The following is a 12123-nucleotide window of genomic DNA, read 5'->3' on the forward strand; positions in this document are numbered from 1 at the left end:
TGAGATAAAAAGACCCTGTTTGAAGCAATGATTTTAGCTCAGCACTTTGAGCAAATTGCTCATCGCGGAGCAGGCTTTGCAAGCAACGCCTTGGAAACCACTTCCCGAACGTCGGGGGAAAGACGGTTAACGGCCGCAACCTTCTCCAATGCGACTTTCATTGACTTTTGGTAGCGCGGTGCAAACTGCCGCCAGCGGTCCAAACCTCGGGCGAGGCGTGCCGCTACTTGGGGATTGATCTCATCAAGTGCAATAACCTGCTGTGCCCAAAAAGCATACGTCACGCCCTCGGCCGCATGAAATCCACCCGGGTTGCTCAAGCAAAATGCATGCAGTAAGCTGCGCACTCGATTGGGGTTGTTCATCTGAAATGCGGGATGGTGCATGAGCTCCTGAACGTGACCAAGCACAGTATGGCCCCGAGTCTGAGGGGGTTGGGTGGCCTGCAAAGCAAACCACTTATCGACCACAAGCGGGTCTTCGGAAAAGCGCTGATAAAAATCCGCTAACGCATTCTTGGCGTGGGGGGCGCCGACAGCCACTAAAGCCTGTAATGCGGCAAAGCGATCGGTCATATTGTTTGCTAACTCGTATTGTTCTTCAGCCATCTCATACCACTGCGTATCCTTAGTTTCCAAAAGTATCATGAGTGCATCATTTTTGAGGGCACGCCGACCCATACTCTTCGCATCTGGACTGTATTTGGCCGAGGTTTGTAATGAGTGATAGATTCTCTCCCAATCGGATTTCAACGCATTTGCTAGGGTTGACTTAAAACCTCTACGCGCCCAATGTAATTTCTGAGGATCAACCGATTGAACCTGCTCGTATAAATAGGTTTCGGCTGGTAGCGTAAAGAGAAGTTGCTTATAGGCTGGATCCAATTGTGGATCAACCAATAATCTGCGGTATGCCTCTAATAATTGTTGGTTGGGCTTTCGGTCGGACAAAATAAATTGTTGGGCTAACTTTTGCACAGCCTCCCAGCGGTTGAACGAGTCGGTTTCGTATGCCATCAGAGCAAGTAGCTCTGCTTCACTCTGCGGATGCTCAAGCACAATGGGAGCAGAGAAATCCCGATTAATCGACAGTACGGGTTTTGCAGGAATTTGCTTCACCACCCAAGTTTGCTGAGGCTGGGTCAGTTCCAGTAAAACTTCCTGACCAAAATAGTTGGCTTCTTTAGATGTAAGCGCTGCATTGCCGCTAAATAACAAACTCGCTTTTAATGGAATATGAAATGGCTTTTTTGTCTTTTGCCCGGGAGTGGGTGGGCAAGATTGCTTGAGGGTCAAGCGGTACTCGTGCTTGCGCGAATCAAATTGTTCCTTGACTTGAACCCGTGGGGTACCCGATTGACTGTACCAATTTTTAAACTGACTGAGATCACGCCCGTTGGCGTCTGCCATCGCCGCGATGAACTCATCGCAAGTGACCGCCATCCCATCATGTCGCTTGAAGTACAAATCCATACCGCGACGAAAGCCATCGACCCCGAGTAAGGTTTGATACATCCGTACAACTTCGGCACCCTTCTCGTAAACCGTGACCGTGTAGAAATTATTGATTTCTTGATACTCATCAGGGCGAATGGGATGCGCCATAGGTCCCGCATCCTCGGGGAACTGCATCTGGCGTAATAAACGCACATCGTCGATGCGCTTGACTGCCCTACCAGACTCAGTACCCATTTGATCGGCTGAGAACTCTTGATCCCGAAATACCGTTAAACCTTCTTTTAGTGATAACTGAAACCAATCCCGGCAAGTAACCCGGTTACCCGTCCAATTATGAAAATACTCGTGCGCGACCACGCTCTCTACATTAGCAAAATCTGTATCCGTGGCAGTTTGCGCATCCGCAAGCACAAACTTGGTATTAAAGATATTGAGACCCTTGTTCTCCATCGCCCCCATATTGAAGTCGCTCACGGCCACAATCATGAAGCGCTCTAAATCAAGTTCCAATCCAAAGCGCTCTTCATCCCAGGCGATTGATCGCTTTAAAGAATCCATCGCGTGATGGGTTTTATGCAAATCGCGGGGCTCGACCCAAATTTGCAATAGCTTTTTATCGCCACTACCAGAAGTAATGACATCCTCTAAGCAAACAAATTTGCCAGCCACTAATGCAAATAAATAAGAAGGTTTCGGAAATGGATCCTCCCAAATGGCGCTATGCCAACCATCGGCTAAATCCTCTTTGGCAATCAAATTTCCATTCGAGAGCAAGACCGGGTAATCCGCTTTGTGGGCACGCAAGGTCACCCGATAGCGCGCCATCACATCGGGGCGATCCTGGTAATAGGTAATTTTGCGAAAACCCTCTGCTTCGCACTGCGTAAAGAAATTACCGCGTGAGACATACAGCCCCATTAGGGAAGTATTTTTTTCAGGTATGCATGCGGTTTTGATTTCAATGACAAAATTTTGCTTACCTCGATTAGGTAGGCCATGAATCACCATTCGGCCTGGTGTTAACTCCACATGACGATGCGTTTGGCCATTGATACGCAAACTAATAAACTCCAGATCTTCACCATCCAAGATGAGGGGAACCTCGTCTTTAGTATTTTGTGTTGCCTCAGTCGGGATCACCTCAATGCGACTATGTACGAGGGTACGTTGGGGTATTAACTCAACATCAAGTTCCACCTGGCCAAATTGATAATCAGGAGCTTTGTAGTGGAGGCGCAAAAAGCGCTTGGCAGAATCAGTTCGCATGAAATGATTTTAGTTGCTTCCTAAATAAGTAATTAGGTAAGATTCCCACCCCAAAGTAGAGTAGCCATTCCTAGCAGAATAAAAATCGTGGCTGCAATGCGATGCACCCACGCAATTGGCAAGCGCTTGGTAAATTGTTGTCCAAGCCATACTGCCGGGGCATTCGCTAACATCATGCCCATAGTGGTTCCAAGCGTTACAGATAAAACACTGTCGTACTTTGCACCGAGCGCAATCGTCGCGATTTGGGTTTTATCTCCCATTTCAGCAATGAAGAATAAGCTGGTGGTTAAGACAAAAATTGCCCAAGCCCCTTTGGCTGGTTTTGAAGCCTGGTCTTCATCCAATTTATCGGGAATGAGTAGCCATGCGCCGAGGGCTAAAAATCCAATCCCCAAGATCCAACGCAACAGATCAGGACTCAGTAGCCCAGCAACCCAATGCCCCACATAGGCGGCCAGGGCATGGTTGGCAAGGGTTGCCAGCAGGATCCCCCACACAATTGGCCAAGCATGTTTGGGATAGCGCGCAGCGAGCATCAAGGATAAAAGCTGGGTCTTATCCCCGATTTCCGCTAGGGCAACGACCCCAGTGGAAATCAATAATCCATAAAAATCCATATAAATCAGTTATTTAAATAAAATCTATCAATATTTTTAATTAATACAATTTGGCTATCATAGGAAAAAACCCTAAACTGCGTCCATCTTAATTTTTCTCTCGAAGGTAAACCCATGACTTTACGCGAAGGTAATCTCGAAGCCCCAACCAGACACCCCTTGGACTGGACAAATCCGGACTTCTACAACACCGAAAAGCTCGAAGCCGAGATGGAGCGGGTGTTCGATCTTTGCCATGGTTGCCGTCGCTGCGTCAACCTGTGTGGCTCATTCCCAACCCTTTTTGATCTTGTCGATGCGACCGAAGAAGGTGAAGTGGAAGGGGTAGCGAAAGCGGATTATCAAAAAGTTGTTGATCAGTGTTATCTGTGTGATGTTTGCTACATGACCAAATGCCCCTACACCCCACCTCACCCGTGGAATATTGATTTCCCTCACCTCATGTTGCGCGCCAAAGCCGTTGCCTTCAAAGAGGGTAAAACGACCTTTCGCGACAAATTGTTATCGTCTACGGACAAACTCGGTCAGTTTGCAGGCATTCCAATCGTGACCCAAACAGTCAATGCGGTTAATAACATGGGTGTTACACGACTGGTAATGGAAGGTGCTCTAGGCGTTGATAAAAAAGCGTGGGTTCCTGAATATGCTGCGAAGACCTTCCCACAATTGGCGAAGGCATCAGCGGCGTTTCCAGTTAAAGATGGTCAACGCACTCCTGGCAAGGTCGCCATTTATGCAACCTGCTACATCAACTACAACGAGCCCGGTATTGGTCAAGACCTCATCAAGATTCTGAATCACAATCAGATTCCCTATGCGCTAGTTGATAAAGAGGCGTGCTGTGGAATGCCAAAACTCGAACTGGGTGACCTTGAATCCGTAAAAGAAAATAAAGATAAGAACATCCCAAAACTTGCTAAATTGGCGCGTGAGGGCTACGCCATCGTGACCCCAATTCCATCGTGCACCCTGATGTTCAAACAAGAGTTGCCCCTCATGTTCCCAGATGATGCTGATGTGCAAGCGGTCAAAGATGCGATGTGGGATCCGTTTGAGTACTTTATTGCGCGCAGCAAAGATGGCCTCCTCAATCAAGACTTCAAAGAAGAGTTGGGTCATGTGAGCTATCACGTTGCCTGCCACTCGCGCGTACAAAACGTTGGCCAGAAGACCGCTGAAGCATTGAAACTGATTCCAGGTACTGAAGTGAATGTGGTTGAACGCTGCTCAGGCCACTCAGGAACGTGGGGTGTAAAGAAAGAGTTTCATGCAATGGCGATGAAAATTGGTCGTCCAGTATTTCGTAGCATGGCCGAAGAATCGCCCAATTACATTAGCTCCGATTGCCAACTCGCTGGGCATCATATTGCTCAAGGGATGGATGAACTTGGTTTGCCGAAAACTGCCATGGCGCATCCACTAACACTAATGGCCAAAGCCTACGGACTCTAAATCATGACAACAGGATCAATTGAAATGGGAAAAATTACACGCGATAGTTTATTAAGCCTTGAGGCTTACCACAAAGCACGTCCTGAAATGAGGGCACGCGCCATTGCTGAACGCAAACTGCGCACTGTTCATTTGGGCGAGCATCTCACACTGATTTTTGAGAACGAGTTCTTAATGCGTTATCAGATTCAAGAAATGTTACGCGTTGAGAAAACCTTTGAAGATGAAGGCATTCAAGATGAGTTGGATGCATACAACCCTATGGTACCTGGTGGTTCGGACTTTAAGGTCACCATGATGATTGAGTATCCCAATGAAGCCGATCGTCGCGTCGCGCTTGCAAAGTTGGTTGGTGTTGAAGATCAGATTTTTATTGAGATTGAAGGTCAGCCACGGGTCTACGCAATTGCCGACGAGGATTTAGAGCGAGCAACGACCGAGAAAACCTCGGCCGTGCATTTCCTGCGCATTCCACTAACACCGGCCATGAAAGACGCGCTCAAGGCGGGTGCCCAGATGATGGTGGGTTGCGACCACAAGGGTTATCCCATGCATGTCGAAACCCTCCCCCATGAAACACTCGCTTCCTTAGTCACAGACCTCGACTAAATCGGGGCTTAATAACGCCTCGTCGATTGGAACGTGCGACCGCTTCTGTGCCCGAGCAACGGGTGCAGAAGTGAGTTGCCCACGACAAATACTCAGCCCATTTCTTAAATGCGAGTTCAATCGCAAAGCTTCCATCACTCCAAGATTGGCAATTTGCTCAATAAAGGGATAGGTCGCATTCGTTAAACCAATCGTGGATGTCCGAGCAACCGCGCCTGGCATATTGGCCACACAGTAATGAATCACTCCATGTTCTATGTAGGTCGGCTCTGCGTGGGTGGTGGGGCGTGAGGTCTCAAAACAACCGCCTTGATCAATCGCCACATCGACCAAAACCGATCCGGCTCGCATCTGCTTGATCATGGCCGCGGTCACCAATTTAGGTGCTGAGCCACCTGGCAGCAACACTGCGCCAATCACCAAATCGCTTTCTCTCACTGCATTCTCAATACTTTGCTGATCAGAGAACAGGGTTTGCACTCGATTACCGTAGAGCGCATCAATTTGCCGTAGGCGATCTAAGTCGCGATCCATGATGCTCACGTGCGCGCCCATGCCAACCGCAATTTGCAAGGCATGACGGCCTACAACGCCTGCGCCCAAGATCAAGATCTTTGCAGTAGCAACACCGGGAATGCCGCCCAACAATAATCCAGAGCCCCCTTTGGATTTCTCCAAATGTGCAGCCCCTGCCTGAATCGACATCCGCCCTGCCACCTCGCTCATGGGCGCCAACAGTGGCAATGCACCGCTCGATGAGGTCACCGTCTCATAGGCAATGCAAATGGCTTTGGACTCGATTAATGCCTGTGTCTGGACTGGATCAGGCGCCAAATGCAAATAAGTAAACAGGGTCTGATCTGCATGCAGCATGGCGCACTCGATGGGCTGTGGCTCTTTAACCTTGACGATTAACTCGGCGGCGGCGAAGACCGCTTTGGCATCCTCGAGTAATGTTGCACCAGCCGCTTGATACTGCGCATCGGCAAACCCAATTTGTGCGCCAGCATTTTTTTCTACCAGCACCGAGTGGCCTTGGCGGGTAAGGCCATTGACCAGGCTAGGGGTTAGTCCAACCCGAAACTCATTATTTTTAATTTCTTTTGGAATACCAATAATCATTTCTGCTCTCCTAATTGAAGTACGTGTTTTTTATTAATTCCTAATACGAAATACAGGATCAAATAAATGGTTAATAAGATTGGTCCCACAATGAGTGCCATGCGCGCATCCTCATGAAAACTCATCAAGACAATGACCAACGCAATAAAGGCCAAGGCAAACCAGCTGGAATACGGCCACCAGGGAGCGCGGTATGACAATTGCGCAAGTTGATCCTTGCTAAGACTTGCCCGAAAGCGGAAGTGGGTATACAAAATGGAGATCCAGACCATGAGGCCCACAAATGTGACCGCCGCCATCATGTAATGGAAAGCCTTTTCAGGAACAAAATAGTTCAGTACGACACCAACCATCGGTACGCATACCGTTCCAATCACAGCACGATGCGGAACACCCGTTCGTGACAACGTAACAAAAGACTTTGAAGCATAGCCATTCGCAGATAAGGCATATAACAAGCGGCCACCACTAAACACCCCGGCATTGCAGGCGGATAGAGCTGCAGTAATCACCACAAAATTAATAATGCCAGCGGCCTCGCGTAAGCCAATGCGCTCAAACATGGCCACAAATGGACTACCTTGCTGACCGACCTCATTCCATGGAAAGATTGCCAGAATAACCATCAGCGCACCTAAGTAAAAAATGAGGATGCGCCAAATGAGTGAGTCGATGGCCATCGGAATTGTCTGTTTCGGATTTTGTGCTTCGCCTGCAGATAGCCCAATCATTTCAATGCCGACATAGGCAAACAGCACCATATGTAATGAGAGTAAAAACCCACTAAACCCGTTTGGAAAAAATCCGCCATGCTGCCAGAGGTTACTCAGACCCATCGGTACCCAATCGTTAGTAAACCCAAAGAAGATTACTGAGCAACCCAATGCAATCATCAGCACGATTGCCATAATTTTGATGAGTGCAAACCAAAACTCAAACTCACCAAATACTTTGACGGCAATCAAATTGATCAGCCCCATCAAGATGATGGAAGACAATGCCCAAATCCATTGCGGTGTGTCTGGAAACCAAATCCCCATATAAATACCCACCGCAGTCACTTCAGCAATGGCCACGACCACCCAGTAGGTCCAGTACCCCCAACCCACCATGTATCCGGCTAGTGGATTGACATAGGTATTGGCATAGGTGGCAAATGATCCCGTGACCGGTTCATGGACAGCCATTTCTCCCAAGGTTCGCAAGACCACAAATGCAACCATGCCAGCCAAGAAGTAGGCAAGCAAGATGGATGGCCCTGCAATTTGAATTGCGGTGGCAGATCCTAAAAATAATCCAACACCAATCGTAGAACCCAAAGCCATTAAGCGAATGTGCCTGACTTTGAGGTGGCGCTTTAAGCCTTCTTCATTCTTCTCCAAGAGAACTCCTTTCATGATGACGGTGGCACAACGCCACCGCATGAAAGTCTATGGAGCGAACTCGATTGAAACCAGTACCTAAAAATTACAGAAGTATCAAGAACTAAATTAGTGCTTAGACTTCTCGTAGAAACTGCTGAATAATCAAGATGAATTGCTTAAATAAAAAAGATTACTTACAGAAGAATCAGTAAATTCTTACAGGGATAGCCCTAGGCAAATAACAGAGAATTCTTAAGAGCCACGCTTAAACAACCGTAATAAATTAATGTAGTCATCGGTAAACATCGGGAAACCAGTGCGCTTTTGAATTTCCACTGCGCCGGATTTGATCTTCTCTTGATTCAATAAATTTTGATTTCGCGTCATGATGACTTGGTCAGTATTGGCCAACCAATACTCAGGCCCGGTCTCAAAATCGGGTGAGTCGGTTACCAAAACAATCGATAAGCCATGGGCATCGGCCAAATTTTTAGCCACAGGTAATAAATCCACAAAACGGTTGGTTGCCTGAAACACGATTACGCCATTGGGCTTGAGGTGTTTCATATAAATTTCCATCGCCTCTTTGGTAATTAAATGGGTCGGAATTGAATCCCCTGAGAAGGCATCCATTGCCAACACATCAAATTGTCGAGATGGCTCGCGATCGAGGGAAAGGCGACCATCGCCGATCACGATTTCATGGGTTCCTTTCATCTTTTCCAAAAAAGTGAAATCTTTTTTAGCCGCAGTGACCACCGACGGTGAGATTTCATAAAACACCCAATGATCACCAGGCTTGGCATAGACTGCTAACGCGCCCGCTCCCAAACCGATTACCCCGACAGTCTTTGGTGTGTCGGGCAAACTTGCGAAGACCCGTCCATAACCACTCGTTGGTCCATAGTAGCTCGATGGCGTCATTTGCAACTCTTCTTCAAGCAACTGTCCGCCATGCGCGATCGCGCCATGAATCAAGCTTCGGAAATTCGCTCCGGTAGAGTTATCGCGGGTACGTACAACACCATAAAAATCGCGCTCCATAAATCGCACATCAAGCGTGTAGTCCCGAATTCCCTGCCATGACAACAGCCCAACGGCTAAGACAACGAGGGAAGCAACCCCCTTAGCCAACCAACGCATCCGTGAGGTTTCACCAATCGGTATAAATAGAGCAATCACCGCAGCACCAATGAGAGCGGCATAGAGCTCAAAATACCCTGTAAAGACCAAGGGTGCGATGACGGCCATGGCCAATGAGCCAAGTGCCCCACCAATCGATATGGATAGATAAAAAGTCGTTAACTTGGAAGGATGTGGCTTCAGACGAGCCAGTTCACCGTGGCACACCATACAAACCACAAATAAACCGAGTGCATAAACCGGTGTCACCATCTTGAGATTGAGGGAATCCGACAGCCACGCCATTGCTGGAACCAGCACAATCGCTAGCGGCAAAAATACTGCGCGCTTATACCAGCGGGGATGATCAAAACTGATGATGAAGGTGATTAAGTAAAGCGCAAGGGGTACCACCCACAGTAATGGTGCTGATGAGATGTTTTGGGTTAAATGACTACTAACTCCCAATAGCAATGCCGAACCAATCGCCGATAACGCCACCCAACGTAACCATTGGCCAATATGAATGGAATGAGCGGCAGCATTTAAATCGGATCCACCAACCTGCTGATCGCCAACGTTTTGTGCGTTCTTAACGGTTGATAAACCAAGAGCAAAACATAAGACTGCAAAGATACAAAATAATCCGGACCATGCCCAAGCGGTCTCACGGTTACCAAGCCAAGGCTCAATCAAAAATGGGTATCCGAGCAGAGCCAGGAGTGAAGCAAAATTTGAGAGGGCAAAGAGGCGATAAGGGGCTGAGGCTTGGTGGCGACGCCAATACCAAGCACCAATTAACGGGGTAGTGCTTGCGAGTAAAAAATACGGCAACCCGATGGTTGCTAGTAGCAGTCCTAGGATTCTTAAAATCGGATCCTCGTTACCAAAGGGGCGCCACGCATCGCTCGCAATAATCGGCATCGTAATAATTGCAGCTACCAAAAGAACGCCGTGCACCATGACCTGTCGCTTCATCGACAGATAACGAGTCAAGACATCGGCATAGGCATAACCTGCGAGAAGCGCCGATTGAAAAAAAAGTAAACATGTTCCCCACACTGCAGCAGAACCCCCAAACCACGGCAAGATTTGTTTTGCGATTAAAGGCTGAACCAGAAAAATTAGGAACGCGGAAATGAAAATAACGATGGCGTAGAACATGGTTTGGCGATAGGAGATTGTTTCAATCTAAATGGCGCGCTGATGTTTAACCAGTTTTGTATAAGACGCCATCAAAAAAGATGGGGATTGGGGAGTAATTTCAAACAGAAAATTAGATACAAAAAAACCCCAGCAAGCTGGGGTTCTTTGAGACAAAAAGGATTACTTCTTGTCAGCTGGCTTAGCAGCAGGAGCAGCAGCAGCTGGCTTAGCAGCGTCTTTCTTCTCGTCTTTCTTAGCTGGAGCAGCTTGAGCGAAAACACCAGCGGAGAACAAACCAGCAACTAACATAGCAACGATCTTTTTCATGTAAAACTCCAAAATAAAATTAATAAACGTAGTCTCCTACGGATCTAACTGCCACCTCAACCAAAACCAATGTAGCTACGAATGGCTTTAGCCGAAGCTAGTTCATTAACGCTCCCGAAAAACAAAGCGTTGACAAACTAATTACCTGAACATCAATTTCAAGTAAATCAGGAGTTTAGCAAAAAGATTGGCCCGAGGAATTGGCGATTTGCTTAAGGCAAGCGGCGGCCGCCGCAAACCCAAACGGCGCGGTTACAGTAACCCCGGAACCATACCCTGAGCATTCCAAACCCCCACTGGCTATGCCCCTCCTGGCTTCGGATGAGTAAACCGCCTGAATTCCCATGGGTTTCTTTAAATCCCTACTAAATAAGTGGTTTTTTCGCAATTGCGCTCTGATTTTGGCCAGTAAGGGGTCTTGAATGGTCTTAGCCAGGTCGGCAATCTGAATTCGGGTGGGGTCTAACTTCCCCCCGGCACCCCCGCACATGGTTAATGGAATCTGGTGACGCTGACAAAAATTGGCAAGCGCGACCTTGGTAGACGCCTCATCGCAAGCATCGAGAACAAAAGCCCCCTGGGGAATGATGTGCTCTAGATTTCCTAACTCGGCGAATGCATCATGAATCGTGAGTTGTATCGTTGGGTTAATGGCTTGTAAACGCTCAGCCATCGCTAGCACTTTCGCTTTTCCGAAATTTCCTTCAACGGCATGCAACTGACGATTAACGTTACTTTGCGCAATGTGATCAAAATCCACCAAAACCAAATGGCCAACGGCTGAGCGTGCTAAAGCTTCGGCGGCCCATGACCCAACTCCGCCAAGACCGATCACTACGACCGTGGCACGGCCAAAAGCTTCAAATGCATCTTCGCCGTATAAACGGGCGACTCCAGCAAATCGTCGATCTGCAGCCGGGTTGCTTTCACAGGTGGTTTGGTCAACTGTTCTTTCGTTTGCCATAGGCTCTCTTTATACTCAATCCATGAGCACAATCAGTAAAAACTTAGCCGATCTACGCAAAAACTATACCGCAGGGCAATTATCGGAAAACGATGTGCCAGCAGATCCGGTTGTTCTATTTGAAACCTGGTTTTTACAGGCTAGTCAGGCGCAGTGCCCTGAACCGAATGCGATGGTGCTCGCTACCGCTGATGCAAGCGGTACTCCCTCGGCACGGGTGGTTTTATTAAAAGGAATCAGCCAGGGTGATTTTTGTTTCTTTACCAATTACGCCAGTCAAAAAGGGCAAGAGCTTGAAAACCGTCCACAAGCGGCACTTCTTTTTCATTGGCACGAACTAGAACGTCAGGTTCGCATTAACGGCATTGTGTCGAAGCTCACCGCAGCAGAGAGTGATGACTATTTTTTTCAACGTCCTCCAGCCTCTCGAATTGGTGCTTGGGCCTCACCCCAAAGTCGAGAAATTGAGAGTCGTGCTTTTTTAGAACAGGAAGAACTTCGCTTTAAAGAACAATTTGGAGAAAACCCTCCCCGACCAGCACAATGGGGGGGATATCGCCTAAAGCCCGAGAAGATTGAGTTTTGGCAGGGCCGCCCCTCGCGCTTGCACGATCGCATTTTGTTTACCAAGACTCAAGAGGTATGGCGTGTTAGTCGCTTAGCGCCATAGGGCG

General features: G+C 48.0%; 10 protein-coding genes. 3 read left to right on the forward strand and 7 right to left on the reverse strand.

Features of this window, described 5'->3' with window-relative positions:
* Window positions 1-59: 59 nt before the first annotated feature.
* Window positions 60-2723 carry an aminopeptidase N gene (gene pepN, locus ICV32_RS07810; protein ID WP_215369802.1) on the reverse strand — a complete coding sequence of 888 codons (2664 nt, stop codon included), beginning with the start codon at window positions 2721-2723 and terminating at the stop codon, window positions 60-62.
* Between the two features lie 32 nt (window positions 2724-2755).
* The gene (locus ICV32_RS07815) at window positions 2756-3343 is read right to left on the reverse strand and encodes a TMEM165/GDT1 family protein (RefSeq protein WP_215369804.1); all 588 of its coding nucleotides are present in this window, start codon (window positions 3341-3343) and stop codon (window positions 2756-2758) included.
* 114 nt (window positions 3344-3457) lie between these two features.
* On the opposite strand from ICV32_RS07815, the gene ICV32_RS07820 reads away from it, so the two are divergent.
* Both ICV32_RS07820 and ICV32_RS07825 read left to right on the forward strand, forming a co-directional pair.
* Window positions 3458-4795, forward strand: a complete 1338-nt coding sequence (locus tag ICV32_RS07820) for a heterodisulfide reductase-related iron-sulfur binding cluster (protein WP_215369806.1) — start codon at window positions 3458-3460, stop codon at window positions 4793-4795.
* Window positions 4796-4798: 3 nt separating this feature from the next.
* A complete protein-coding gene (locus ICV32_RS07825) occupies window positions 4799-5404 on the forward strand; it encodes a DUF3501 family protein (protein WP_251371837.1) in 606 nt (201 codons plus the stop codon).
* On the opposite strand, the gene ald is transcribed toward ICV32_RS07825, so the two are convergent.
* From ald to ICV32_RS07850, 5 genes are all read right to left on the reverse strand, one after another.
* Window positions 5384-6526, reverse strand: a complete 1143-nt coding sequence (gene ald, locus ICV32_RS07830) for an alanine dehydrogenase (protein ID WP_215369808.1) — start codon at window positions 6524-6526, stop codon at window positions 5384-5386. The two genes, ICV32_RS07825 and ald, sit on opposite strands and share 21 nt — an antisense overlap.
* The gene (locus tag ICV32_RS07835; protein ID WP_371817052.1) at window positions 6523-7950 is read right to left on the reverse strand and encodes an amino acid permease; all 1428 of its coding nucleotides are present in this window, start codon (window positions 7948-7950) and stop codon (window positions 6523-6525) included. The genes ald and ICV32_RS07835 overlap by 4 nt, the downstream gene beginning before the upstream one ends.
* 192 nt (window positions 7951-8142) lie before the next feature.
* Window positions 8143-10176, reverse strand: a complete 2034-nt coding sequence (locus tag ICV32_RS07840) for a fused MFS/spermidine synthase (protein WP_215369810.1) — start codon at window positions 10174-10176, stop codon at window positions 8143-8145.
* Between the two features lie 162 nt (window positions 10177-10338).
* Window positions 10339-10485, reverse strand: coding sequence for a hypothetical protein (locus tag ICV32_RS07845; RefSeq protein ID WP_215369812.1), 147 nt, complete (start codon window positions 10483-10485; stop codon window positions 10339-10341).
* A gap of 175 nt (window positions 10486-10660) precedes the next feature.
* Window positions 10661-11449, reverse strand: coding sequence for a ThiF family adenylyltransferase (locus ICV32_RS07850; protein WP_215369814.1), 789 nt, complete (start codon window positions 11447-11449; stop codon window positions 10661-10663).
* 22 nt (window positions 11450-11471) lie between these two features.
* On the opposite strand from ICV32_RS07850, the gene pdxH reads away from it, so the two are divergent.
* Window positions 11472-12119, forward strand: coding sequence for a pyridoxamine 5'-phosphate oxidase (gene pdxH / locus ICV32_RS07855; protein WP_215369816.1), 648 nt, complete (start codon window positions 11472-11474; stop codon window positions 12117-12119).
* The last annotated feature ends 4 nt before the right edge of the window (window positions 12120-12123 follow it).

The sequence above is a fragment of the Polynucleobacter sp. MWH-UH24A genome (assembly GCF_018687475.1).
In the GTDB taxonomy this organism is placed as follows: Bacteria; Pseudomonadota; Gammaproteobacteria; order Burkholderiales; family Burkholderiaceae; genus Polynucleobacter.

Excerpts from the sequence above, each read along its gene's own strand:
- pepN (WP_215369802.1), bottom strand. The coding sequence starts at position 2,723 with ATGCGAACTGATTCTGCCAAGCGCTTTTTGCGCCTCCACTACAAAGCT.
- ICV32_RS07815 (WP_215369804.1), bottom strand. The coding sequence starts at position 3,343 with ATGGATTTTTATGGATTATTGATTTCCACTGGGGTCGTTGCCCTAGCG.
- ICV32_RS07820 (WP_215369806.1), top strand. The coding sequence starts at position 3,458 with ATGACTTTACGCGAAGGTAATCTCGAAGCCCCAACCAGACACCCCTTG.
- ICV32_RS07825 (WP_251371837.1), top strand. The coding sequence starts at position 4,799 with ATGACAACAGGATCAATTGAAATGGGAAAAATTACACGCGATAGTTTA.
- ald (WP_215369808.1), bottom strand. The coding sequence starts at position 6,526 with ATGATTATTGGTATTCCAAAAGAAATTAAAAATAATGAGTTTCGGGTT.
- ICV32_RS07835 (WP_371817052.1), bottom strand. The coding sequence starts at position 7,950 with ATGCGGTGGCGTTGTGCCACCGTCATCATGAAAGGAGTTCTCTTGGAG.
- ICV32_RS07840 (WP_215369810.1), bottom strand. The coding sequence starts at position 10,176 with ATGTTCTACGCCATCGTTATTTTCATTTCCGCGTTCCTAATTTTTCTG.
- ICV32_RS07845 (WP_215369812.1), bottom strand. The coding sequence starts at position 10,485 with ATGAAAAAGATCGTTGCTATGTTAGTTGCTGGTTTGTTCTCCGCTGGT.
- ICV32_RS07850 (WP_215369814.1), bottom strand. The coding sequence starts at position 11,449 with ATGGCAAACGAAAGAACAGTTGACCAAACCACCTGTGAAAGCAACCCG.
- pdxH (WP_215369816.1), top strand. The coding sequence starts at position 11,472 with ATGAGCACAATCAGTAAAAACTTAGCCGATCTACGCAAAAACTATACC.